The organism is Arthrobacter sp. P4_F11 (genome assembly GCF_056401395.1).
Genome location: NZ_JBFUJK010000006.1, coordinates 109,114 through 133,641, shown reverse-complemented (window position 1 = coordinate 133,641; position 24,528 = coordinate 109,114). Strand labels below are relative to the sequence as shown.

Annotated in this window: 23 protein-coding genes; 15 read left to right on the top strand and 8 right to left on the bottom strand. The window is 68.1% G+C overall.

Annotation, left to right across the window (positions count from 1 at the left end; genetic code table 11):
• Positions 1-238 precede the first annotated feature (238 nt).
• Together AC1DRO_RS08825 and AC1DRO_RS08820 are read right to left on the bottom strand one after the other, a co-directional pair.
• Positions 239-967, bottom strand: coding sequence for a response regulator (locus AC1DRO_RS08825; protein ID WP_476950554.1), 729 nt, complete (start codon positions 965-967; stop codon positions 239-241).
• Positions 964-2,544 carry an ATP-binding protein gene (locus AC1DRO_RS08820; protein ID WP_476950553.1) on the bottom strand — a complete coding sequence of 527 codons (1,581 nt, stop codon included), beginning with the start codon at positions 2,542-2,544 and terminating at the stop codon, positions 964-966. Before AC1DRO_RS08820 ends, AC1DRO_RS08825 begins: the two co-directional genes overlap by 4 nt.
• 172 nt (positions 2,545-2,716) lie before the next feature.
• On the opposite strand from AC1DRO_RS08820, the gene AC1DRO_RS08815 reads away from it, so the two are divergent.
• From AC1DRO_RS08815 to AC1DRO_RS08805, 3 genes are read left to right on the top strand one after another with little or no spacing between them, the layout of a single operon-like run.
• Entirely contained in the window at positions 2,717-3,763 is a 1,047-nt protein-coding gene (locus AC1DRO_RS08815; protein ID WP_476950552.1) for a Bug family tripartite tricarboxylate transporter substrate binding protein, read from the top strand.
• Between the two features lie 2 nt (positions 3,764-3,765).
• Complete coding sequence (locus AC1DRO_RS08810; RefSeq protein ID WP_476950551.1) at positions 3,766-4,305, top strand: tripartite tricarboxylate transporter TctB family protein; 540 nt, start codon at positions 3,766-3,768, stop codon at positions 4,303-4,305.
• Positions 4,298-5,830 carry a tripartite tricarboxylate transporter permease gene (locus AC1DRO_RS08805; protein WP_459384283.1) on the top strand — a complete coding sequence of 511 codons (1,533 nt, stop codon included), beginning with the start codon at positions 4,298-4,300 and terminating at the stop codon, positions 5,828-5,830. Before AC1DRO_RS08810 ends, AC1DRO_RS08805 begins: the two co-directional genes overlap by 8 nt.
• A 124-nt stretch (positions 5,831-5,954) precedes the next feature.
• On the opposite strand, the gene AC1DRO_RS08800 is transcribed toward AC1DRO_RS08805, so the two are convergent.
• Complete coding sequence (locus AC1DRO_RS08800) at positions 5,955-7,463, bottom strand: lipase maturation factor family protein (protein WP_476950550.1); 1,509 nt, start codon at positions 7,461-7,463, stop codon at positions 5,955-5,957.
• Positions 7,464-7,627: 164 nt separating this feature from the next.
• Between AC1DRO_RS08800 and dxr the strand changes: the two genes are divergently transcribed.
• The 9 genes from dxr to AC1DRO_RS08755 all read left to right on the top strand — a co-directional run bounded on the left by dxr (position 7,628) and on the right by AC1DRO_RS08755 (position 17,019).
• Positions 7,628-8,812: a 1-deoxy-D-xylulose-5-phosphate reductoisomerase gene (gene dxr, locus AC1DRO_RS08795; protein WP_476950549.1), complete on the top strand. Its 1,185-nt coding sequence runs from the start codon at positions 7,628-7,630 to the stop codon at positions 8,810-8,812.
• 33 nt (positions 8,813-8,845) lie between these two features.
• Positions 8,846-10,177, top strand: coding sequence for a M50 family metallopeptidase (locus AC1DRO_RS08790; RefSeq protein WP_476950548.1), 1,332 nt, complete (start codon positions 8,846-8,848; stop codon positions 10,175-10,177).
• A gap of 115 nt (positions 10,178-10,292) precedes the next feature.
• The gene (locus tag AC1DRO_RS08785; RefSeq protein ID WP_476856458.1) at positions 10,293-10,988 is read left to right on the top strand and encodes a MarR family transcriptional regulator; all 696 of its coding nucleotides are present in this window, start codon (positions 10,293-10,295) and stop codon (positions 10,986-10,988) included.
• Positions 10,985-11,497 carry a hypothetical protein gene (locus AC1DRO_RS08780; protein ID WP_476950547.1) on the top strand — a complete coding sequence of 171 codons (513 nt, stop codon included), beginning with the start codon at positions 10,985-10,987 and terminating at the stop codon, positions 11,495-11,497. Before AC1DRO_RS08785 ends, AC1DRO_RS08780 begins: the two co-directional genes overlap by 4 nt.
• Before the next feature lie 58 nt (positions 11,498-11,555).
• Positions 11,556-11,846, top strand: coding sequence for a YciI family protein (locus AC1DRO_RS08775; protein WP_079551403.1), 291 nt, complete (start codon positions 11,556-11,558; stop codon positions 11,844-11,846).
• Positions 11,847-11,895: 49 nt separating this feature from the next.
• Positions 11,896-13,062 (top strand): flavodoxin-dependent (E)-4-hydroxy-3-methylbut-2-enyl-diphosphate synthase, encoded by a 1,167-nt coding sequence (ispG, locus tag AC1DRO_RS08770; RefSeq protein ID WP_028277109.1) that lies wholly within the window; start codon positions 11,896-11,898, stop codon positions 13,060-13,062.
• Positions 13,025-13,912: a GNAT family N-acetyltransferase gene (locus tag AC1DRO_RS08765; RefSeq protein ID WP_476950611.1), complete on the top strand. Its 888-nt coding sequence runs from the start codon at positions 13,025-13,027 to the stop codon at positions 13,910-13,912. Before ispG ends, AC1DRO_RS08765 begins: the two co-directional genes overlap by 38 nt.
• A gap of 471 nt (positions 13,913-14,383) precedes the next feature.
• A complete protein-coding gene (locus AC1DRO_RS08760; protein ID WP_476950546.1) occupies positions 14,384-16,195 on the top strand; it encodes a proline--tRNA ligase in 1,812 nt (603 codons plus the stop codon).
• 29 nt (positions 16,196-16,224) lie between these two features.
• Positions 16,225-17,019, top strand: a complete 795-nt coding sequence (locus AC1DRO_RS08755; RefSeq protein WP_028277113.1) for a sulfite exporter TauE/SafE family protein — start codon at positions 16,225-16,227, stop codon at positions 17,017-17,019.
• 66 nt (positions 17,020-17,085) lie between these two features.
• On the opposite strand, the gene AC1DRO_RS08750 is transcribed toward AC1DRO_RS08755, so the two are convergent.
• The gene (locus AC1DRO_RS08750; RefSeq protein ID WP_028277114.1) at positions 17,086-17,574 is read right to left on the bottom strand and encodes an SRPBCC domain-containing protein; all 489 of its coding nucleotides are present in this window, start codon (positions 17,572-17,574) and stop codon (positions 17,086-17,088) included.
• On the bottom strand, positions 17,571-17,906 hold the full coding sequence (locus AC1DRO_RS08745) for an ArsR/SmtB family transcription factor (RefSeq protein WP_343213070.1): 336 nt from the start codon (positions 17,904-17,906) through the stop codon (positions 17,571-17,573). Before AC1DRO_RS08745 ends, AC1DRO_RS08750 begins: the two co-directional genes overlap by 4 nt.
• 225 nt (positions 17,907-18,131) lie before the next feature.
• On the opposite strand from AC1DRO_RS08745, the gene AC1DRO_RS08740 reads away from it, so the two are divergent.
• Positions 18,132-19,544, top strand: coding sequence for a pyridoxal phosphate-dependent decarboxylase family protein (locus AC1DRO_RS08740; protein ID WP_476950545.1), 1,413 nt, complete (start codon positions 18,132-18,134; stop codon positions 19,542-19,544).
• On the opposite strand, the gene AC1DRO_RS08735 is transcribed toward AC1DRO_RS08740, so the two are convergent.
• The 3 genes from AC1DRO_RS08735 to AC1DRO_RS08725 all read right to left on the bottom strand — a co-directional run bounded on the left by AC1DRO_RS08735 (position 19,541) and on the right by AC1DRO_RS08725 (position 22,759).
• On the bottom strand, positions 19,541-20,620 hold the full coding sequence (locus tag AC1DRO_RS08735) for an aminoglycoside phosphotransferase family protein (RefSeq protein WP_476950544.1): 1,080 nt from the start codon (positions 20,618-20,620) through the stop codon (positions 19,541-19,543). The genes AC1DRO_RS08740 and AC1DRO_RS08735 overlap by 4 nt on opposite strands.
• 86 nt (positions 20,621-20,706) lie before the next feature.
• Positions 20,707-21,435, bottom strand: coding sequence for a VIT1/CCC1 transporter family protein (locus AC1DRO_RS08730; protein WP_028277118.1), 729 nt, complete (start codon positions 21,433-21,435; stop codon positions 20,707-20,709).
• Positions 21,436-21,514: 79 nt separating this feature from the next.
• Complete coding sequence (locus AC1DRO_RS08725) at positions 21,515-22,759, bottom strand: DUF4439 domain-containing protein (protein ID WP_476950543.1); 1,245 nt, start codon at positions 22,757-22,759, stop codon at positions 21,515-21,517.
• Positions 22,760-22,864: 105 nt separating this feature from the next.
• Here AC1DRO_RS08725 and AC1DRO_RS08720 point away from each other — a divergent pair, with 105 nt between their 5' ends.
• Together AC1DRO_RS08720 and nusA are read left to right on the top strand one after the other, a co-directional pair.
• Positions 22,865-23,482, top strand: coding sequence for a ribosome maturation factor RimP (locus tag AC1DRO_RS08720; protein WP_028277119.1), 618 nt, complete (start codon positions 22,865-22,867; stop codon positions 23,480-23,482).
• A complete protein-coding gene (gene nusA / locus AC1DRO_RS08715; RefSeq protein WP_018774503.1) occupies positions 23,482-24,462 on the top strand; it encodes a transcription termination factor NusA in 981 nt (326 codons plus the stop codon). The genes AC1DRO_RS08720 and nusA overlap by 1 nt, the downstream gene beginning before the upstream one ends.
• Positions 24,463-24,528: the final 66 nt, after the last annotated feature.

The window sequence follows — 24,528 nt, the reverse complement described above, 5'->3', positions numbered from 1 at the left end:
CCACCAACGTGCGCCTGGGTGAAACTCGCCGACTAGCCTCAGATGGCCGGATTGGCTGGGCCTATTGCGGCCATCTGCGTCGAATGGGTGCCTTGTGGCTCTGAATCCTCGGCCGGTCTCCGCGGCCCGTGACCCGCATTTGTGCCACGTGTCCCGGGCTGCCCCATGAACTGGACATGCTCAGTGCGGCCATCATGAACTGGACATGCTCACTGCTGCCTGCAAGAACCGGACATGTTCAGCGGCGCCAGAGGTAGCGGTTTTCCGGCCGGCCCGCGGCTCCGTAGCGGGGCGTCAGCCGGGCATGGCCGTGAACCACGAGGTACTCGAGGTAGCGGCGGGCGCTGACCCGGGACAGGCCCAGTTGCAGCGCCAGGCCGGCCGCCGAGACGTCCTCCGGACTGGCCTTCAGCGCCTCGATGACCGCGTCCAGGGTGGGGCGCGACAGTCCCTTGGGCAGCCGTACGGCGGCCTGGTCCGGCTGGGCGGCCTGACCCGCCGGGGTTTCTGCCACCGCGGACCGGCGGGAGGGAGCCACCAGGCGGTCGATGCTCGCCTGGTCAAGGGGGCCGGAAGCGCCGGAGGCCAGATGGTCCCGCAGCATGACGTACTCGTCGAGCCGTTCGTTCAATGCCTGCGAGGAGAAGGGCTTGACCAGGTAGTGCAGCACCCCGCCGGCCATCGCGCCGCGGACCGTGTCAAGCTCCCTGGACGCGGTGATCACGAGGACATCCACCGGCCGCCGGCGCGCGCGCAGCCGCTGCAGGACGTCCAGGCCGGACATGTCCGGCAGATGGATGTCCAGCAACACCAGCTCCGGGCCCAGCTCCGCGGCCAGATCGATGCCCTGCTGCCCGGTGTGGGCCATGGCCACGACGTCGAATCCGCCGCGTGCCAGCAGGAACCCGTGATGGATCCCGGCCACTGCTACGTCATCGTCAATGATGAGGGTGCGTATGGCGCTCATTGGTTCTGTAGTTCCGCCTCTTTTGTCCTGAGCACTACCGAGAAGCAGGCTCCGCCCAACGCCGATGAGGATACTGCCGCCCGGCCTCCGCGCCGGAGGGCAACCCGCTGGACCAGGGCCAGCCCAAACCCGCGGCTGTTAATTCCCTCGGACACCTTGCTGGTCACGCCGGGCTCGAACACTTTAGCGCGTTCAGGAACCGGGACGCCGGGTCCGTCGTCCTCCACCACGATGGTCCGCCCGCCGTCGGCGCTCTCGCCCAGCCGGATGGCAACAGTGCTGTCGTAACCCGCAGCGTCCACAGCGTTGTCGATCAGGTTGCCCAGCACCGTGATGACGTCGCCCGAGTCATCAACCGAGCACAACGAATCCGGGCTGACGATGATCTCGATGCCGCGCTCGGCGCAGACCGTGGACTTGGCGATCAGCAGAGCCTGGACCCCGTGGTCGGTGATTCCGGCCGCCAGCGGCCGGTTCGCGAAGACGGCGTCGTTGTGGCTGCGGCCCAGGTATTCGATGGCTTTGTCCTGCTTTCCGAGCTCCAGCAGCCCGGAGATGACGTGCAGTTTGTTGGCAAATTCGTGCGCCTGGGCGCGGAGTGCCTGCGTCACGTCCACGGCGCCGTCGCGGTCACGCAGGACGGTGTGGAGTTCCGTGCGGTCGCGCAGGATCAGCACCTTGCCGACTTCGCGGCCGTCGACGGTGGCCGCATTGACCTTGCCCAGCAGGATCCGTTCGCCCGAGAGCACCAGTTCCTCCGTGGCGGATCCGGCCGAGAGCAAGCGGAGGACCGCCGGTTCCAGGCTTGCCTCTGCAGGGGTCCCGGTGATGTCCCCGGCCAGGGCGAGCAGGCGGCGTGCCTCATCGTTGACCAGCGCGACCCTGCCGTCGGCGTCCACCGCCACCAGTCCTTCACCCAGGCCGTGGAGCATGGCGTCGCGCGTTTCCAGCAGGGCAGCGATGTCCTCGGGCTCGAGTTTGTAGATCCGCCGCCACACCAGTTTCGAGACATACATCGCGCCCAGCGAACTCAGCAGCGCCGCCCCGAGCAGCCAGCCGAACAGCTGCGGCATGTCCTCATGGAGGTCGGCGGCCAGGGTGCTCTCCAGCACTCCCACGGATGCGGAGCCGATCACGGCGCCAGCCGCATCGAAGATAGGAACCTTCACCCGCCAGGACTCACCGAGTGTGCCCGTCTGGGTACCCACGTAAATCTCCCCGGACAGCGGCACGGACGGATCGGTGGAGACCTGCCGGCCGATTTCCGCCGGATTGGGGTGCGACTGACGGACCCCGTGCCGGTCCGTCACCACCACATAGGTGACGTTGGATGCCTGCCGGATGACTTCCGCGATCGGCTGGATGGTCTGCGCCGGCGACGATGTGCCGAACGCGTTGATGACCGAGGGCAGCTGGGCAACACTTTCGGCGACGCCGATCAGCCGGCCCTTGTAGGCGTCACGAAGCTGTTGTTCCTGCATCCGGATGGTCACGGCCCCCACCACCGTGAGGACAGCCAGCACGATGCCCAGCTGCAATGCGACCAGCTGGAACCGAAGGGGAATCCTGTGAAACATGTCACAAGTTTCCCATTGGGGGCGCAGCCCGCCCGCCAAAAAGACGGCCAGGGCCGTGACCAATATGACCACTACTACCTCTACGGCCAAATGCTGTTGCCGTTCGGCGGGCGCTCCTAGGGTCAGTGACGTGATTCCAATGATGTGCATCACATTCGCTCAAGGAGAAACCATGACTGCCCAGAACTTTTTCACGCGGCCCGCTTTCACGCATCCCACCCACACACGCCGCGCCGCCCTCATTGCCGGCGCCGCCGGAGTCGTCCTGGCCATGTCCGCCTGCGCGGGAAGCGGAACCGGCACCGCTGCCGGCGGGTCCGCGGGCGCCGATCCGATCAAGAAGCTCAGCATCATCGTCCCGGCCAACCCCGGCGGCGGCTGGGACCAGACCGGACGTGCCATGCAGCAGGACCTGCAGACCAACAAGCTCGTCTCCTCCGCCCAGGTCACCAACATTGGCGGCGGCGGCGGGACCAACGGCCTCGCCAAGCTCGCCACCGAGAAGGACGTCAACACCCTCATGGTGATGGGCTACGTCATGGTGGGTGCGGTCGAGACCAATGGCGCCAAGACCCGGCTCGAAGACACCACCCCGATCGCGCGGCTCACCGAAGAGCCGCTGGTTCTCGTGGTGCCGGCGTCGTCGAAATACCAGTCGGTCGCCGACCTCGTCGCGGACATCAAGGCCAACGGCAAGGGCGTGGCCATCACGGGTGGCTCGGCCGGGGGCGCGGACCACATCCTGGCCGGGCAGATCCTGAAATCCCAGGGCGTGGAGGCGGACAAGCTGAACTACATCGGCTACTCCGGCGGCGGCGAGTCCATCGCGGCGCTGCTCGGCAACAAGGTCCAGGCCGGCATCTCCGGCGTGGGCGAGTATGCCGAACAGGTCAAGGCCGGCAAGGTCCGGGCGCTCGCCGTCTCCGGAAAGGCCGAGGCCCCGGCGCTTCCCGGGATCAAGCCGCTCAAGGACCAGGGGATCGACGTCGTGCTGACCAACTGGCGCGGAGTGGTGGCCCCCGGGTCCATCGACGACGCCCAGCGAGCGAAGCTGACCGACGTCGTCACCAAGCTGCACGCGTCCGAGGCCTGGAAGTCCACCCTGACCAAGAACAACTGGGACGACGCGTTCCTGGCCGGTGACGGCTTCAAGACCTTCCTGACCGAGGACATCGCCAAGGTCAAGACCACCCTGACCCAGATCGGCCTGGTCAAGTAACAGTGTCTGACCTCGCATCAACGTCGGCACCCGCCGCGGCGCCCGCCAAACGGCCGACCGGGGAGATCCTGTTCGCCCTCGTGTTCGTCAGCGTGGGCGTCGCGGGCCTGGCGACGGCGGGATCCATTCCGATCCCGCCGTCGGAGACCGGCATCGGCCCGCGGGCCTTCCCCTACATCGTGTGCGGCTTGCTGGTGCTGTGCGGCGCCGGGGTGGTCCTGCAGGTCCTCCGCGGCAAAGTCGGGCAGGCCGAGGACAGCGAAGACCTGGACGTGACCGCCAAGACCGACTGGGTGGCCCTGGCCAAACTCGTGGGTTTCGTGGTGCTGCACATCTTCCTGATCGAGCCGGCCGGCTGGCCGGTGGCCGCCGCCGTGCTCTTCAGCGGTGCCGCCTGGTCCCTGGACGCCAAACCACTTTGGAAGGCGATCGCCGTGTCCGTGATCCTGGCGCTGGTGCTGCAGTACGTCTTCGGCGGCCTGCTCGGCGTGTCCCTGCCGCCGGGGCCGCTGCTCGAGGGGGTGCCGTTCTTCCATGGATAGCTTCATGCTCCTGCTCGAGGGATTCAGCACCGCGCTGCAGCCCGTCTACCTGCTCTACGCGCTGGGCGGGGTCTTCGTCGGCACCGCCGTCGGGGTGCTGCCCGGTATTGGCCCCGCCATGACCGTGGCACTGCTCATGCCCATCACCTATGCCCTGGACCCCGCGGCCGCGTTGATCGTGTTCGCCGGGATCTACTACGGCGGCATGTACGGCGGTTCCACCACTTCCATCCTGCTGAACACACCGGGTGAGTCGTCCTCGATCGTCACGGCGCTCGAAGGAAACAAGATGGCCAAGGCCGGCAGGGGAGCGGCAGCCCTGGCGACGGCGGCGATCGGATCCTTCATCGCGGGCACCATCGCCACGGTCCTGCTGACCTTCCTGGCGCCCGTCGTGGCCGACTTCGCCGTCGGCCTCGGCCCCGTGGACTACGTGGCCCTCATGGTGGTGGCCTTCCTGACCGTCGGTGCGTTGCTGGGCGCCTCCGTCCTGCGCGGCCTGGCATCCCTGGCGCTCGGGCTGTTCATCGGCCTGATCGGCATCGATGACAGCACGGCCCAGCAGCGCTTCACGTTCGACAACCCCACCCTGGTGGACGGCGTCGACATGGTCCTCGTGGCCGTGGGCCTCTTTGCCCTCGGCGAGGCGCTTTATGTCGCTTCGAAGCTGCGGCACGGCCCGGTGGAGCTGATCCCCGTCAGCAAGGGCAAGAACGCCTGGCTGTCCAAGGAGGACTGGAAGCGGTCCTGGAAGCCGTGGCTGCGCGGAACCTTCATCGGGTTCCCGATCGGCACCGTCCCGGCCGGCGGCGCGGACGTCTCCACGTTCCTGTCCTACGCTGCCGAGCGGAAGCTGGCCAAGGGCGCCAACAAGGCCCAGTTCGGCAAGGGCGCGATCGAAGGCGTCGCCGGACCGGAAGCGGCCAACAACGCCGCGGCCGCCGGTGTCCTGGTGCCGTTGCTGACCCTCGGAATCCCGACGACGGCGACGGCGGCCATGATGCTCACGGCGTTCCAGCGCTACCAGATCCAGCCCGGCCCGCTCCTGTTCGAAAACCAGGGCGCGCTTGTCTGGACCCTGATCGCGTCGCTGTACGTCGGCAACCTCATGCTGCTGGTGCTGAACCTGCCCCTGGTGGGTCTGTGGGTGAAGATCCTGCAGATCCCACGGCCCTACCTCTACGCCGGCATCCTGGTCTTCGCCGCGCTCGGCGCCTTCTCGGTGAACTTCTCGCCGAGCGACGTCGGCATCCTGCTGGTGGTGGGCATCCTGGGCTACTTCATGCGCCGCTACGGTTATCCCGTGGCGCCCATGGTGGTGGCGATGATCCTGGGGCCGATGTTCGAGGTGCAGTTGCGGCGTTCGCTGCAGCTCTCGCAAAACGACCCCACGGCCTTGTTCTCCTCGCCATTCGCCCTGGTGGTGTACGTCTCCATGGCACTGATCTTCGCCGCCTCGTGGTGGCTGCGCCGCCGCCAGGCAACGTTGGAGGCTGCACCGGCGAAGGAAGAGGTCTCCGTCTAAGCGCGGGCGTTGAACTGAATTTGCCGCAAATGGCCGGAATGACGACACTCATTCCATTTGCGGTAAACCGCCCCGGAACGCACCGCGCCGGGCCTCACCGCACGGGAACGCACCGCGCCGGGCCTCACGCCTCCGACGTCGGGCGCGGCGCGGGGAGCCGCGACGGCGGGATGACGACATACAGCGGGGTCCGGATCCAGCGCTGGCCCGTCGCGCGGAACTCGGCCCGGGTGGAGAAATGGTAGAGGTAGCTGGTGGCACGTATCCAGTGCGGCCGTCCGCCGTCGAACGGGTCGTGGCGCAGCAGCCGCAGCGTCGGCCGGTCCGCCGCCAGCAGTTTGGCCAGGAACGCGTAGAACCACTCCTCGTGCACGGTACGCAGCGGCAGGAACCACATCAGCCAGTCCAGCCGCAGGTGGTACGGGGCGTACTGGCGCGGGATGCGCCGGACGTCGCCGGGCTTGCCCTTGAACCCGTACTCCCGCCAGTCCGCCTCGTCCCCGGGGTCCTCGTCGAGGGTCCCCTCCACCACGATCTCGATCCGCCGCTTCGTGACAGTGCCGAACGCGCCGTAGGTGTTGACCAGCTGCCAACGGTTGAAGGATGCGTTCATCAACTGGTGGTGGGAGAAGAGGTTCTCGATGGGCCGGTAGCTGAGCACCACCAGCAGCACGGTGGCCACCAGGACCACCACGAGCCAAGGAACCGGCGCCTGGCTGCCCAACCCGGCTGCGCCCACCGCCGCTCCTGCTCCTGCGGACGCAGACGCGGCATGCCAGTCGAGCGGGATCGCGGGGAACACAGCATGCGCCACGGGATCGCTGACCGCCGCGAAGGCCAGGATGATCGCCATCCAGTTCAGCCAGGCGAAATTTCCACTCGCCACCAGCCACAGCTGGGTGAAGACGATGATTCCGGCGGCGGCGCTGGCCAGGGGCTGCGGGGCAAAGAGGAAGAAGGGCACCACCAGTTGGGCGAAGTGGTTGCCCAGGACCTCCACCCGGTGCCAGGCCTTGGGGAGCAGGTGGGCCTGCCGGCTCAGCGGCCCCGGCATCGGCTGGGTCTCGTGGTGGTAGTACAGGGCCGTCAGGTCCCGCCATTCCTGGCCGCCCCGGATCTTGATCAGGCCCGCTCCGAACTCCAGCCGGAACACCAGCCAGACCAGCAGGATCAGGATGGTCCGGGGCGGGGGAGTCTGGTCGGAGCCGAGGAAGGCCACCGTGAACCCGGCCTCCAGCAGCAGCATCTCCCAGCCGAAGCCGTAGAACGTCTGCCCCACGTTCACGATCGACATGTACAACAGCCACAGGGCCAGGAACGCGATGAGCGGAACCCACGGCGGCCCGAGCTGCGGCAGCCCGGCGATGAGCGTGGCGGCAATGGCCATGCCGCTCCAGCACACCGTCCGCAGCAGCCGGTCCGAGTAGCGCCAGCGGAACAGGCTGGGCCGGCCCAAACGGTTGAAGCCCTCGAGATGCGCCGGCACCGGCAACAGGCCGCGCTCGCCGAGGAGGGCCGGGAACTGGTTCAGCGAGGAGAGGAAGGCCACGAAATACAGGGTGGCGGTGCTGCGCTGCAGCACCTGCCGGGCGAACTCGTACTCCGGCGCGTCGAACCACGCGGTCCACTCCACGTTTTCCACGTTACGCCTCCGCCCTGCTGCGTCAACGAGCGGCGGAAGACTCAACCCGGCGGCGTCGAGGTGGCGCTTCACGGCACTGCTGCACGCCGCGACTGCCGTGAAGTGCCACCTCGAGGGGAACGCGGCGCACCGGTGCGGTGCGGGATACTTGAATCATGCAGCCGCGCAAAATCGTCCTCCTCGGGTCCACCGGTTCCATCGGCACACAGGCGATTGACGTCGTCGACGGCGCCCCGCACCTTTTTGAGGTTGTCGCGCTCAGCGCCGGCGGCGGCAACCTCGAACTCCTGGCCCGGCAGGCCGTCCACACCCGCGCCCAGGCTGTCGGTGTCGCCTCCGGGGATGCCTCCGCCCTCCGGGGGATGATCGACGACGCGGCCCGCGCGGCAGGACTCATCGGGTACAGCCCCGAACTCATCACCGGCCCCGACGCCTCCACCCGGGTCGCGGAAATCACCGCCGACGTCGTCCTCAACGGCATCACCGGATCCATCGGACTTGCCCCCACCCTGGCCGCCCTCGCCTCCGGGTCCACGCTGGCACTGGCCAACAAGGAGTCCCTGATCGTCGGCGGCGCCCTGGTCAAGGCCGCGGCCCGCGAAGGGCAGATCGTGCCTGTGGATTCGGAGCACTCGGCCATTGCCCAGTGCCTGCGCTCCGGCTCCGCCGCGGAAGTGGACCGGCTGATCCTGACGGCATCGGGCGGCCCGTTCCGCGGCAAGACCCGGGACGAGCTGCACGACGTCTCACCGCAGGACGCCCTCGCCCACCCCACGTGGGACATGGGCCTGATGGTCACCACCAACTCCGCCAGCCTGGTCAACAAGGGCCTGGAGGTGATCGAGGCGCACCTGCTCTTCGACATCCCCCTGGAGAAGATCGACGTCGTCGTCCACCCGCAGTCCGTGGTGCATTCCATGGTCCAGTTCGTCGACGGCTCCACGATCGCGCAAGCCTCGCCGCCGGACATGCGCCTGCCCATTGCCCTCGGCCTCGGCTGGCCGGACCGGGTGCCCGGATCCGCCAGAGCCTGCGACTGGAGCAAAGCCACCAGCTGGACGTTCGAGCCGCTGGACACCGTGGCGTTCCCCGCCGTCGACCTCGCGAAGGCGGCCGCCACGCAGGGCAGCACCTTCCCGGCCGTGTTCAATGCCGCGAACGAGGAAGCGGTGATGGCCTTCCACGCCGGGCAGATCCGGTTCACCGACATTGTGGACACCATCGATGCCGTCCTCAGCGAACACTCAGGCTCCTCCGGGCTGACGGTGGAGTCCGTACTGGATGCTGAAAGATGGGCACGCGCCCGCACCCACGAACGTTTAGCCGTAAGAAGCGTCTAGATTGCCAGTTTTCAGGAAGCAGCAGATCACAGCATGAGCCCCGTCCTCCTCTTTGTCCTCGGTGTCGTCTTCGTGGCGATCGGCATCGCCGTGTCCATTGCCCTGCATGAAGTCGGGCACCTGCTCCCGGCCAAGCTCTTCAAGGTCCGCGTGACCAAGTACATGATCGGTTTCGGACCCACTGTCTGGTCGAAGAGGAGGGGCGAAACCGAGTACGGCCTCAAAGCCATCCCGCTGGGCGGCTACGTGTCCATGATCGGGATGTACCCGCCGAACAAGGAAGACGGCACCGTCCGCACCTCCAGCACCGGAATGTTCCAGTCACTGGCATCCGATGCCCGCTCCCTGGCCCACGAGGAAATCGGCCCCGGCGACGAAACCCGGGTCTTCTACCGGCTGCCGGTCTGGAAAAAGATCATCATCATGCTCGGCGGGCCCGCGATGAACCTGCTGATCGGCGTCGTGCTGACCGCGGTGCTGCTGATGGGCTTCGGCACCGCCAGCCAGACCACCACGATCGCGGACGTCTCCAAATGCCAGGTCAAGGCCGGCGAGACCGTGGACCCGGACTCCGCCGACTGCAAGCCCACCCCGGCCGCGGCCGCGGGCCTGTTGCCGAACGACACCATCACCTCCTTCGACGGCAAGGCCGTCACCAAGTGGGACGAACTCACCGGCTGGATCCGCGCCTCGGCGGGCCGGCAGGTGAACATCACCGTGGAGCGCGGCGGCGCCACCGTCTCGACAACCGTCACGCCCGTGCTCTCCGCCCGCCCGGTTCTCGGTCCCGACGGCCGTCAGGCCAAGGCCGCTGACGGAAGCCTCCAATACCAGGACGTCGGCTTCCTGGGCATCGGCGCCCAGACGGCACTCGTGCAGCAGCCGGCGTCGGCAGTGCTGCCCATGGCGGGGGAAAACATCAAGCAGGTCGCCGGTGTGGTGGTGAACCTGCCGGAGCGCGTGGCCGGCGTGGCCAAGGCAGCCTTCAGCGAGGAACCCCGGGACCCCAACGGCCCCATCAGCGTGGTGGGCGTGGGCCGCGTGGCCGGCGAGGTCGCCGCGATGGAGGAGGTCCCGCTGCAGTCCCGCTTCGCCGCCCTGGTGGGTTTGCTGGCCGGACTCAACTTCGCATTGGCCGTCTTCAACCTCATTCCGCTGCTGCCGCTCGACGGCGGCCACATTGCGGGCGCGCTGTACGAGGGGGCCCGGCGCCAGATCGCCAAGCTGTTCGGCCGCCCGGATCCCGGCGCCTTCGATATCGCCAAGCTGCTCCCGGTGACGTATGTGGTGGCGGTGCTGCTGATGGGCATGGGCGCGCTGCTGATCTACGCCGACATCGTCAAGCCGGTCAACCTCTTCGGATAGGCCCGGCCTTTCAGCCAAATTCCGCTGACTACTGTTCATAAGCCTATTTAGACTGATTTTAAGTAATCAGCTGAAATGGGTTGATTATTTCCGATCACCTCCCTAGGCTTGTGTCATGTACGTCATGACAATCGACCAGCGCGGCAGCACGGGCGACATCGACCGGGTCCCCGGCCTCCTGAAGGGGCTCAGCGCACTCTCCACCGCCGGGCGCTTTGAGCGTTCGGTGGGCGACGAGGTCCAGGGCGTCGTGGAACGGGCCGACGAGGTGGTGGAGATCGCCTTGCACGCCCTCCGCAGCGGCCGCTGGTATGTCGGGATCGGGGTGGGGGAGGTGGACCTGCCGCTGCCCGCCAGCCCGCGCGAAGGCTCCGGTCCCGCCTTCGTGGCGGCCCGGTCCGCCGTCGACCGGGCCAAGGGGGCGGCCGCCCATGTTCCCCTCGCCGTGGTTGCCGGCCGCGACCGCCGTCGGGCAAATGCAAATGCAGCAACCACGGCCGCGGACGGCGCCAGCGGGTCCCAGGGGGCCAGGGCCTGCGCCAATGCGGAGGCGGTGCTCCGACTGATTGGCCGCCTGGTCCAGGACCGGACCGCGGCGCAATGGAAGGTCGTGGACGTGCTGCGCTCCGTGCGGCAAGATACCCACGGAACCCACGGCAGCCAAAAAATAGCGGCACAGAAACTCGGAATCACGGAGCAGTCGGTGAGCCGCGCAGTCCTCCGCTCGGGCTGGCAGGAAGAATGGGCCGCGAGGCCGGCCGCAGAACTGCTGCTGACCCTCGCCCACGACAGCACCGAAGGAGAGAAGTGAACGCCCTCTGGATCACGCTGGCCTTGCTCACCGCAGGATTCGTCGGCTGGCCGGTTACTGCCTGGGTGTTCCGCCTCGCCCGCACCATTGATGACCGGGCCGACGCCGGAAGCGGCGCCGGCGCCGGCGGGGACGCGGCCGAGGACCCCGCCGCCGACTCCACCACGGACCCCGACCTCCAGTCGGCTCCGGAGCCGGCCGGGCCGGACGCCGCAGCGCCTACCCCGGCAGCGGCGTCCGCCGCGCCGCCCGCCGAGACCGTCAGCAGCGTGCGCATCCTGCGCGGCGGTGCCATTATCGGCATCCTGGAAAGGTTCGCCGTCTGCCTGGCGATCCTGGCCGGCCAGCCCGTCGCCATCGCCTACGTCGTGGCCATCAAGGGCCTCGGCCGGTTTGCCGAGTTGAAAGCCACCCCGGTGGCCGCCGAGCGGTTCATCATCGGAACCCTCACCTCCATGCTCTGGGCAGCCGGTGTCGCCGCCTTGGCCAAGGTCCTCTTCCTCGGCTGACCGCGTGCCCCGGAGGCTCCGGATGGGAACCGGGCAAACAGGGCGATAGTGTATCCATATGACTGTTTTTGCTGTGGAGTACGTGTACGACGCCGAATCATCCGAGGTCCGCGATGCCAGCCGCCCGGCGCACCGCGAATGGACCGCGGATCTTGCCCGTGAAGGCGCCCTGCTGGCCAGCGGCCCCTACGGCGACGGTGCAGGCGCGCTGCTCATCTTCAAGGCCGCCGATGAGGCGGCCTTGAATGACCTTCTGCGGCAGGACCCCTTCGCAGCCGCCGGTGCCATCTCGGGCACCCGCACCACCGTGTGGGCGCCGCTGACCGGTCTTCTGGCCGAGCACGCCTAGCCCGTCCCGCCCGCACCTTCGCAACTTCGAATTCTAAAAGGGAGTCCATGTGACCTCGGTCAGCCTGGGAATGCCGTCAGCACCGCCCCCCGTTCTTGCCCCCCGCCGCAAGACGCGCCAGATCAAGGTGGGATCAGTCGGCGTCGGCTCCGATTCGCCCATCAGCGTCCAGTCCATGACCACGACGCCGACGACCGACATCAACGCCACCTTGCAGCAGATCGCGGAACTCACGGCCTCCGGCTGCGACATCGTGCGCGTCGCCTGCCCGTCCGCCGATGACGCCGAGGCGCTGCCGATCATCGCCAAGAAGTCCCAGATCCCGGTGATCGCGGACATCCACTTCCAGCCGAAGTACGTCTTCGCCGCGATCGAGGCCGGCTGTGCCGCCGTGCGCGTGAACCCGGGCAACATCCGCAAGTTCGATGACCAGGTCAAGGAGATCGCCCGCGCCGCCAAGGACCACGGCACCTCCATCCGGATCGGCGTCAACGCCGGATCCCTGGAACCGGGCATCATGAAGAAATACGGCAAGGCCACCCCGGAAGCCCTCGTGGAATCCGCCGTCTGGGAGGCCTCGCTCTTCGAGGAGCACGGTTTCCACGACTTCAAGATCTCCGTGAAGCACAACGACCCGGTCATCATGGTTGCCGCCTACGAGATGCTGGCCGAGAAGGGCGACTGGCCCCTGCACCTCGGCGTCACCGAGGCAGGACCGGCCTTCCAGGGCACCATCAAGTCCGCCACGGCGTTTGGCGCCCTGCTCTCCCGCGGGATCGGCGACACCATCCGCGTCTCCCTCTCGGCCCCGCCGGTCGAGGAAATCAAGGTGGGCAACCAGATCCTGCAGTCGCTCAACCTGCGCCCCCGCAAGCTGGAAATCGTCTCCTGCCCGTCCTGCGGCCGCGCCCAGGTGGACGTCTACACGCTCGCCGAGCAGGTCACCGCTGGCCTGGAAGGCATGGAAGTCCCGCTGCGCGTGGCAGTCATGGGCTGCGTGGTCAATGGTCCCGGCGAGGCCCGCGAGGCTGATCTCGGCGTTGCCTCCGGCAACGGCAAGGGCCAGATCTTTGTCAGGGGCGAGGTCATCAAGACTGTCCCGGAGGATCAGATTGTTGAGACACTGATCGAAGAAGCCATGCGTATCGCAGAAGAGATGGGGGACGCCGATGGCGAAGATGCTGTCAAGGGTAGCCCCGTGGTTAGCGTCTCGTAAGGACGACGCCGCTCCCGGCGTCGTCGTCCGGGTCCTTGGCGGCGCGGACACCGGACAACTGCTGGCGCTGGCGCACCGGGACGCCGTCGCCAATGTCTTCATCCTCTCGCACCTGGAGACCGCCGGTACGGCGTCTCCCACGGCCGGGGGCGCCAGCATTCTTGGCGTGTTCGACGGCGGCACCCTCCTCGGCGCCTGCTGGGCCGGCGCCAACCTGGTGCCGATCGAACTGGCGCCCGAGCTCGCCGGCCTCATTGCGATGGCCGCGCACCGCTCCGGGCGCCGCTACGCCTCGATCTTTGGCCCCGCCGAAACTGTCCTGGCTCTCTACGCGGCGCTGGAGCCGCTCGGCCAGACCGCCCACGAAGTCCGGGACCACCAGCCCCTGCTGACGATCGCGGGGCCGCCCGCCGTCCGGCCCGAGCCCGCACTCGGCTTTGGCCAGCTGGCTGACTTCGACAAGATCCTGCCCGCATGCGCCGCAATGTTTGAGGAAGAAGTGGGCTATTCGCCCTACCTCGGCGGCAGGGAGTATTACAGCCGGCGCGTCAAGAGCCTCATCCGCCAGGGCCATTCCCTCGTGCACGTGAACGCCGCCGGCGATGTGGTCTTCAAGGCCGAACTCGGCGCCGTCACGCCGGAAGTGACCCAGGTCCAGGGTGTCTGGATGAACCCCGACTTCCGCGGACTGGGACTGAGCGCGGGCTACATGGCCGCCGTCGTCGTCCTCGCCCAGACCCTCGCGCCGGTGACCAGCCTGTACGTCAACGGGTTCAACGCCAAGGCGCGCGCCACTTACGATCGGGTGGGCTTTCGCCAGGTGGGTACGTTCGCTACAGTTCTCTTCTAGCTGTCCGCTTTTCTGGCCGGCCGGGCTGCCGGGAGGCCAGCCGCGGGCGCCCCGCATGGACCCGCAACGACCTGCCGAAAATATCCGGTTGCAGACTATTGATTCCCGGCCGCATGTCACATAGGTTCTACCTAGCCGTGTCGCGTAGGCGCACACACTCCCCAACGCATTTTCCGGGGAAGACAACGCCTGGAGACGACACCAAGTAGCTCGCCGCCTGAGATCTGGGGGTGCTGGGGCCACGGAGCCACGCCATGACGGGATGACCAGCCGGAAACGGCCAGGGGCTTCCAACAGTTATGGCGTGGCTCTTCCATGCGCCGCGCTCCGCAGAAGCGGGCGAGAAGCGGGGCAGTAGCGGGGACGCAGCGGGGCCGGCGCGGCAAAGCGGTGCGCTCTGGACGGTAGATTAGTACCTAGATGCTTTTCTTAGGCTTTGCCCGCACTTCCCCAGAAACGGATACCCCACCTGTGGTCCTTCGACTCTCCAAGCTGTTCCTGCGCACCCTGCGCGAAGATCCCGCCGACGCCGAGGTGGCCAGCCACCGGCTCCTGGTCCGCGCCGGCTACATCCGGCGGGCCGCGCCCGGCATTTACACCTGGCTCCCGCTGGGGCTGAGTGTGCTGCGCAAGGTGGAGCAGGTCATCCGCGAGGAAATGACCGCCATCGGAGCCCAGGAAGTCCACTTCCCGGCGCTGCTGCCCAAGGAACCCTACGAGGCCACGAACCGCTGGACCGAATACGGCGAGGGCATCTTCCGGCTCAAGGACCGCAAGGGCAACGACTACCTTCTGGCCCCCACGCACGAGGAAATGTTCACCCTGCTGGTCAAGGACCTGTACTCCTCGTACAAGGACCTGCCGCTGAGCATCTACCAGATCCAGAACAAGTACCGCGACGAGGCGCGTCCCCGCGCAGGCCTGCTGCGCGGCCGCGAATTCATCATGAAGGACTCCTACTCCTTCGACGTCGACGACGCCGGCCTGGACGACAGCTACGCCGCCCACCGCGGCGCGTACCTGAAGATCTTCGAGCGCCTCGGCCTCGAAGTGATTCCGGTTGCTGCCACTGCCGGTGCCATGGGCGGGTCCAAGAGCGAGGAATTCCTGCACCCCACCGAGATCGGTGAGGACACCTTCGTGCGCTCGGCCGGCGGCTACGCGGCCAACGTCGAGGCCGTCACCACCGTGGTCCCCGCGGACATCGACTTCAGCAAAGCCCCGGCCGCCGAAGTCCGCGACACCCCGGACACCCCCACCATCGACACCCTCGTCGACGCCGCCAACGTCCTGGTTCCGCGCACAGAGGCCGACGGCGGTCCCTGGACCGCCGCCGACACGCTCAAGAACGTCGTCCTCGCCGTGACGCTGCCCACCGGCGAACGCCAGATCGTCGTCATCGGCCTCCCCGGAGACCGCGGCGTGGACCTCAAGCGCGTCGAGGCGAACATCGGGTCCTTCCTGCCGATTGCCGGCGAGATCACGCTCGAAGCCGCCAATGAAGACGACCTCAAGAAGCAGCCCCTGATCGTCAAGGGCTACCTCGGCCCCGGCATGTCCCTGGATGCGCCGCTGCTGGGCAGCGAGGGCGCCGCAAAGCTGCTCTACCTCGTGGATCCCCGCGTCGTCAGCGGCTCTGCCTGGGTCACCGGCGCCAACGAGGCCGGCAAGCACGTCTTTGGCCTCGTCGCCGGACGCGACTTCGGCTGGGACGGAGTCATCGAATGCACCGAGGTGCGCGCCGGCGACGAGGCTCCCGACGGTTCCGGTCCCCTCGAAACCGCCCGCGGCATCGAAATGGGCCACATCTTCCAACTCGGCCGGAAGTACGCCGCCGCCCTGGACCTGAAAGTCCTGGACCAGAACGGCAAGCAGGTGGTGGTGACCATGGGCTCCTACGGCGTCGGAGTCACCCGCGCCGTGGCGGCCCTGGCAGAGTCCAACCACGACGACCGGGGCCTGGTCTGGCCGCGCGCCGTCGCCCCCGCCGACGTCCACGTTGTGGCCGTGGGCCGCGGCGAGGAAATCTTCGCCGCCGCCGAAAAACTGTCCCTGGAGCTCGAGGCTGCCGGCCTGGACGTCATCTATGACGACCGCCCCAAGGTTTCCCCCGGCGTGAAGTTCGGCGACGCCGAACTCGTCGGCGTCCCCACCATCCTCGCCGTCGGGCGCGGACTCGTGGACGGCGTCGTGGAGATCAAGGACCGCCGCAGCGGCAATGCCGAGAATGTAGCCGTTGACAAGGCTGTTGACTACGTGGTCAACGCCGTGCGCAACAGCTGATGCCGCGCCGTCCCGGGCCGCACTAGGCAATGGTCTCCGGACTCGAATCGATCCAGCTCGGAACTGTCATCCTGATCGTCGTGGCCGGCCTGGCGGCCGGATGGGTCGACGCCGTCGTCGGCGGCGGCGGGCTGATCCAGCTCCCGGCGATGCTCCTGGTGCCGGGCATCAGCCCGGTCCAGGCGCTGGCGACCAACAAGATGGGCTCCATCTTCGGCACCAGCACCAGCGCGGCCACGTACTACCGCCGCGTCCGGCCCGACCTGCGCACCGCCCTGCCCATGGCAGCGATCGCGCTGGCAGGCAGTTACGGCGGTGCGGCGCTTGCTGCCAACCTGCCGGCCAGCGTGTTCAAGCCGATCATCGTGCTGGCGCTGATCGCCGTCGCGCTCTTCACCGCCTTCCAGCCCGGCATCGGTGAGCTGACCAAGCTGCGCCACGAGGGGCACCGGCACTACGTGGTGGCCTGCCTGATCGGCGGCGTGATCGGCTTCTACGACGGCCTGATCGGTCCCGGCACCGGATCGTTCCTGATCATCGCCCTCGTCTCGGCCATGGGCTATGCCTTCCTGGAGGCCAGCGCCAAGGCCAAGATCGTGAACGTGGCCACCAACGCCGGCGCCCTGCTGTTCTTTGTTCCGCACGGCGCCGTGCTGTGGGGGCTCGGGCTGCTGCTGGGCATGGCGAACATGGCCGGCGGCTACCTCGGTGCCCGGACTGCGGTCCGGCAGGGGAGCAAGTTCATCCGGATCGTGTTCCTGGTGGTGGTGGGCGCGCTGATCATCAAGCTCGGTTCCGACGTCTGGCAGGACAACCTGTCCTAGAATGGCGCGGCCCAAACATGGCCCTTCACGGACAACCGAAGCGGCCTCTGGTAAACCGCGACCCTATTAGGCATCGAGGCGGTAGCGCGCTTCGTACACCGGGTTCAGCTCGATCCATCGGCTGCGCCACTCGCTGGATTCCAGGCCCGCCTCGTAGCTGATCAGATCCTCGATGTGCACCTGCCAGCCCGCTCCATAGGCCGCGATTTCGCCGAGCGGGAGACCGCGTTCCTCAACAATCAGCCGCGTGCCAGGTCCCTCGGGAGTCAGTACCGCCTCAATGACCGTTTCCTCCTCGCTGCCGGGCGACATCGTCACGGTCAGCCGGCGCGGTGCCTCGCACAACTCGACCCGTCCGGCGCCTTCCCATCCGCTCGTAAAGACTGCCGTGAACGCCCCACCGGGATGCAGGTCGCCATCGACCCGGGCGACCCACCGGGCGAGGCGCGTCGGGTCGGTCAGCGCCGTCCACAGATCTGTGGCCGGCGTCCCGAAAAGCGAGTCCATCCGTACAGCGCCCTTCCCGTCACCGAGCGAGCGAATGCTTCCTATCACGCTGTTTGGCTGTGCCATTGTGTCGTGCTCCTCTCCTCGCGGTGACCCCGCGAGATCTCGGTATGCAAAGCGTTTAAGCGGCCTTCCCACAATGTGCGGTACGGGCCGAGCCAAGTATCCAACTCTGCGAGTGGCTCCGGCCGAAGGCTGTAGATGCGCTGCTGTGCCTGTGAGTGCACTTCAACGAGCCCGGCCTCGCGCAACACGCGGAGGTGGCGTGAGACCCCCGGGCGAGCGATCGGCAGTGCGGCCGCGAGTTCGGAGACCGACGCTGGCTGTCGGCGCAGGTGCTCGAGAATTATGCGGCGATTCTCGTCTGACAGGGCGTGCATAACGGCTTCCACGCCTTGAAGGTACCCGTCCGGTTACGTACCCGTCAAGGTACATTGAGGAAATGGCGGCCTCCATCGCGGGTGGCGCCCGGGCTGCATTCTCTTTCATCACTCGTTCCAGCATCCCTTCAAGAAGCCCAGGGCCGCACCGGTGTACACACCCGCTAGGTCCGCGGCACCCGCATGGGACTCCCGGACCGTTGGCGCCGGGCGTAGCATGCAGCTATGTCGGCAAGTGAGGAACGCTACCGGGATGCCCTCGACGCCGCGGCCGGGCACGCACGCCGGTGGCTTGAGAGCCAGGAGACACGCCGGATCGGACCGCAGGCGACGGCGGCGGAGCTCGCGGCCGACTTCGGCGGCCCGCTGCCCCCACAGGGGATGCCGGCCGCGGAGGTGGTGGACTATCTCGCGGCCAAGGCCGAACCCGGGCTGATGGCCATGCCGTCCGGGCGGTTCTTCGGCTGGGTCATCGGCGGCACACTGCCGGCCGCCCTGGCCGCGGACTGGCTGCTCAGCGCCTGGGACCAAAATACGGGGCTGCGTTTCGCCACGCCCGCCACCGCCGCGATCGAGGAAGCCGCCGGCAAATGGATCCTTGAGCTGCTGGGTCTTCCCGAGGAGTCCGACGTCGGCTTTGCCACCGGTGCCACCATGGCCAACTTCACCGGGCTCGCCGCCGCCCGCTGGCGGCTCATGGCCGATGCCGGCTGGGACCTTGACGGCGACGGCCTCGCCGGTGCGCCCCGGATCCGCTGCTTCGCGGGCCAGGAGCGCCACGAAACGATCGACCTCGGCCTGCGCTATCTGGGCCTCGGGCACCCCACCGTGGTGCCCTCCGACCATCAGGGGCGCATCATCCCGGCCGAGCTGGACTGCGCCCTGGACCTTGCGCTCAGCACCGGGGAGGGCGGCCGCCCCGGCCCGGCCCTCGTGTGCCTGCAGGCCGGCAACCTGCATTCGGGTGCCTTCGACCCCTTCGGCGAGGCCATCGCCGTCGCGAAGGCGCACGGCGCCTGGGTCCACGTGGACGGGGCGTTCGGGCTCTGGGCGGCCGCCGTGCCCGAACTGTCCGCCCTGACCGCGGGACTCGACCTGGCCGATTCGTGGGGCACAGATGCGCACAAGACCCTCAATGTCCCCTACGACTGCGGGATCGTGATCGTGCGCGACGCCCAGGCGCTGCGGTCGGCGATGGGTCTGCACGCCAGCTACCTGATCCAGGCCGCCGACGGGGCCGGAGACCCGTCCCAAAGAGTGCCCGAGCTCTCCCGCCGGGCGCGCGGCGTGCCGGTGTGGGCAGCGCTCAAATCCCTGGGCCGTGACGGTGTCGCCAGCCAGGTCCGCACGCTCGTGCACCGGGCCGCGCAGCTGGCCGAACAGCTCGGGGCGTTGGACGGCGTGGAGGTGCTCAACGACGTCGACTACACCCAGGTGTCCCTGGCGTTTGGCGACGACGCCGTGACCCGGGCAGTGACGGAGAGGGTCATGGCTGATGGCCGGGTCTGGATGTCCGGGTCACGCTGGCAGGACCGCGATATCCTGCGGATTTCGGTGAGCAACTGGAGCACGGACGACGCCGATGTCAGAGTCGCCGTCGACGCCGTCCGCGACGCGCTGGCGGCCGTGCGGGGCTAGCCGCCAGCTATCCCGCCGGCTTCCCCGGGCGTCGGGAGTGACTGCGGGGCGGGCAGGCCGGGAAGCGTCCGGCCGGCCAGCGTGCTCGCCACCCACAGCGATCGGGCCAGATCGCCTTCGTGATGGCGCTGCGGGGCATACCAGAGGGCGTTCTCCACCTCGCGCGCCAGGCTCCACTGCCGGGCGGCCTCGGCGTCCAGACCGGCGGCCGCACTGAAATCCGCGCACCGCGCGAGCAGCGCCCGCCCGGGATCCTGCTGGGGCAACTCCCGGATCCTGTTCCACAGCACCGGGGCCACCGCGAACTCCGCCTCCCCGATCATGGGCTGGGGATCAATCGCAGCGTACTGTTCCGGCCCCGCCGGTTGGTTCCGGGTTGCCGGCTCCGGGACGCCGGGCCGCGCCAGGATGTTCAGGTAGTGAAGGTCCGCGTGGACCAGGACGTCCTTGCCGGACCGCCGGCCGACGGCGCCGCGGGTCTGGCAGACCTCCAGCGCCGCCTCGAGCAGCCAGCGTGGGAATGGCCGCCCGAGGTGTCCCCACGCCTCCGGGAATTCATCGCTCCACTGCTCGGCCAGTGCCGCCACGTGGTCGATTTCCAGCCACTCCGGCCGGCTGTCCGGGACCACGCTGAGCTGGCGGACCACGCCGCCCCACACCGTCACCGCTGTGTCCAACGGGACATCCAGGAGGGACCGGCAGGCATCCAGGCGCTCCAGGAGCAGGGCGCAGGAACCGGCGTCGGCGGCCAGCAGCCTGACGGCGCCGTGGCCTCCCCAGAGGGCGAGGGCGTGGTGTTCGCGAGTGGCCTCCTCGTGCGGAAAAGCCAGCTTCAGCACGGCTGCCTCGCCCTTGCCTTGGGACCCCTGCCCGTCCCGGCGCCGCACAGGAATGACGACGCCGCCGTGCCCGTTCCAGGGAAGGGCCCCCGGTTCCAGATCCGGCTCCAGGTCCCACTGGTCGAGGAATCGCCCGATCAGGTCAGGAAGTGTCGCCAGCCAGGTGCGTCCCGCAGGGGTACGGGCGTACCGGCGGGAAAGATCAGGCGGGATGGGGACATCTGGGATCGCGTTCACGGGACCTATCGTAGGGCCGGAGGGGTCGCCGCCGCGTTGGCCTGCCCCAGGCGGACCTCGGATGGTTCCTCTGGGACCGGGGGCCTTTAGACGATGCCGCTCGCGCCGAGCGCGTTGCCGATCGCGAACGTTGCCACCAGCGCAACGGCGCCGCCAATCACCACGCGGATCGCTGCTTTGAGCTTTGAGCCACCGCCAATCCACGCGCCCACGGCGCCGGTGGCGGCCAACGCCACGAGCACGGCCACGAAGGTCAGCGGAATCCTGATGCTTTCCGGCGGCAGCAGGATGGCCATCATGGGCAGGATTGCACCGGCGAGGAACGCGATGGCAGAAGCGAACGCCGCGTGCCACGGGCTCACGATGTCGGTCTCGTCAATATGGAGTTCGGCTGAGAGGTGCGCGCCGAGCGCATCGTGCGCCGTCAGTTCCTTGGCCACCGTCCGTGCGGTCGCGGGGCTGAGGCCCTTGCCCTGGTAGATCGCCGCGAGCTCCTCGAGCTCTTCCTCCGGCTGTTCCTCCAGCTCCCGGCGCTCCTTTTCGATCAAGGCGTGCTGGCTGTCCTTCTGGCTGCTGACGGAGACATATTCCCCGAGCGCCATCGAGATAGCGCCGCCCACCACGCCCGCGGCGCCCGCGAGCAGGATTGCTCCGGTATCGGTGGTGGCGCCGGCGACGCCGACGACGATCGCTGCGACGGAGACGATGCCGTCATTGGCCCCCAGGACGCCCGCGCGGAGCCAATTGAGGCGGTGTGCGATGTCATTGTGGTGCGGCTCGTTCTCGTGCTGGGTTGCGGCGCCGGTCGTTTCCATGCCTACAGCAAATCACCCGGGGCCGGGGCATGCCAGTATTCCAAGGCTTACCAAAATAAGCCGAGGCTTGCTCCGGCGTTCAGCCTGCGGGCTGCGACGGCGTTTCGCCCGCCGGCCGCGTCGGCATCGACGCTCTGTCCAGGCCCGGCAGGGCGCCGGAATCCGCACCCCACTGCACCGCCCGCTTCGCAGACCCGAACAGTGCAGCGATGGCCCACTGCCGGGTCCCGCCCTCACTCAGCGCCACGAGGTCGCCATAGACCGGCAGGGCGGCGGCTTCCAGGTCGCCGAGGCCGGCGGCGGGGGAGGCCAGGAAGGACGGCGCCAGCGCGTAGCCCGCCTCGCGTGGTGGCACCGCGGAACAGTGCAGCCGGCTCAGGGATTCCACGGCGCCAAGGAGCGCGTCATGATGGGCCAGTTCCTCGGTCGCGGATTTCGCCGCGTCGCCGCCGAGCCGGGTCAGCGCCACCTGGTAGCCGTAGATGGTCTGCGCCTCGGCCCGCGCAGCCGACGCCAGGGCGCCGCCGAGGTTGGACGCGGCCGCGGATGGCTCTCCTTCGGGCTGCGCTGCTGTGGACGGTTCTGCTGCGGCCTGATCCTCTGTGGTTGGCGCCGTCGCTGACTGCGACGGGCAGGTGCCGGACACCTGTGGGGAGGTTACGTCGGCTGCCGGCGCCGCCGTTCCGGTGCCGGTGGCGAGCGCGGATGCCTGCAGCAGCTGAGCGGTGCCGACGGCGGCCAACAGCCGTGCCATGCCGCCGTCGGCCTTGGCAGCGTCCGCGAGGCGCTGGCGGCCGCTGCCTGCCAAGGCCGCCACCAGCCCGGCGGCGGTCGCCGGAAGAGGTGCGGCGGACGCCCGGGCGCCGGGTCCTCCGGAAGCGGACGGAGTCGATGCGGCGGAGGACGCTGCCGGGGGCGTTGCCCGGCCGGAGGCGGAAGCCGCGCCGGCCGGGTCCGCAGGACTTTCTCCCGGCGCCAGCAGAGCTTGCGCCTGGAGTGTCAGCAAGGTCACAGTCCGGTCGATGGCGGGATTGCCGGCATCGGCCGGACGGCCATCCGCGCCCTCGGCCGGGCCGTCTTTTGAATGCGCCCGGGCCGCGGTGCCAAGCTGGCTGCCGGCGTCCAGCAGTTGCCGGGTTTCGGCCAGTGCGGCGGCGCGCGCCTGCTCAGAAAAGGGTGCGATCGCAGGCTCCGGCGGCCTGGCCGGCGTCAGGACCACGCCCAGGCTCACCACCACCAGGGCGAGGCACACCAAAAGCACATAGCGGGGGAGTGACCGGGGAAAGTGATCCTGCCATCGCTTTTCCCTGGTGTCGTCTTTCACAACAGACCATGTTGTCATGCCGGCCCGGAACTGCGTGCACCACGCCGCCCGGAAAATCGCTAGGCTAGTACACACAACATCATCTAGCGGGAGGCGGCCGGCATCATGACCAACGCAGAAGCCACGACTTCAACAGACCGGACCGGGACGGGAAAGGCTGAAGCCGCAACCGTTCAAAATGTCGAGGCCGAGCGCCTTCACGCACTCCTGGAACCCGCAGTGCTGGCGAACCGGCTGTACCTGGAGGACGTATCCATCCATGTCGCCGGCGCCAACCGGGTGGTCCACGTAGTGGTGGACCTGCCGCAGGAGGAGACCGGGGGCGTCGGGCTCGACGTCATCGCCGAGATCTCCAAGACCCTTTCGGACACCCTGGACAACGACCCCAGCATGGACGCGCGCCCCTATGAGCTCGAAGTCTCTTCACCCGGCGTCGGCCGTCCACTGACAGAGGAGCGGCACTGGCACCGTGCCCGCGGGCGGATGGTCAACGTGAACGTGATCCAAGGCGACAACGTCACCGGCAGGGTCCAGTCCGTAGACGATGGGGGAGTCACCCTCGTTCCGGAAATCGCCGTCAAGAAGGGCATGAAGCCCAAACAAGGTGAACCCGTCAAGCTTCCTTTCGACAGGATCCGCAGCGGAAAAGTCGAGATAGAGTTCAGCCACCTCGAAGAGGCCGGCTTGGAAAAAGCAAACAATGGACCTTCTGAGGAGGCCTGATGGATATTGACATGAGCGCACTGAGACTCCTGGAGCGTGAGCGTGAAATCCCGCTGGATCTCCTGATTCCAACAATCGAGCAGGCACTGCTCGTGGCCTATCACAAGACCCCCGGCGCCTTCGAAAAGGCCCGGGCCGAGCTCGACCGCAAGAGCGGCCACGTGACCATCTGGGCCACCGAGATCGACGACGACGGCGCCCCGATCGGCGAGTTCGAGGACACCCCCGCGGGCTTCGGACGCATCGCGGCGAGCACCGCACGGCAGATCATCCTGCAGCGCCTCCGGGACGCTGAGGACGACAACGTGCTGGGCCAGTTCAAGGGCCGTGAAGGTGAGCTTGTCGCCGGCACCATCCAGCAGGGCAACAACCCGCACATGATCCAGGTGAACCTGGGCACGGTGGAGGCACTGCTGCCGCCGCCCGAGCAGGTTCCCGGCGAGAAGTACATCCACGGCAACCGGCTGCGCGCTTTCGTGATCGACGTCCACCGCGGCACCAAGGGCCCGTCCATCACGCTGTCCCGCTCCCACCCCGGGCTCGTCCGGAAGCTCTTCGAACTCGAAGTTCCCGAGATCGCGGACCGTTCGGTCGAAATCGTGGCGCTTGCCCGCGAAGCCGGCCACCGCACCAAGATCGCCGTCAAGGCAAACACCCCCGGCGTGAACGCCAAGGGTGCCTGCATCGGTGAAATGGGGTCGCGGGTCCGGGCGGTCATGACTGAACTGAACGACGAGAAGATCGACATCGTTGACTACAACGACGATCCGGCGACCTTCATCGCCAGCGCCCTCTCGCCGTCGCGCGTGAATTCGGTCACAATCACCGACGAAGCCACGCGTTCGGCCCGGGTGGTCGTTCCCGACTACCAGCTCTCCCTCGCCATCGGCAAAGAGGGGCAGAACGCCCGTCTCGCCGCCAAGCTCACGGGATGGCGAATCGACATCGTCTCGGACGCCGCCGTCAACACCGGCAAATAGCGCGGGCGCGCAAGCGCACGAACACGGGCACCAATAGGCGCTGCGGGCCGCCATCGCGGCCCGCAG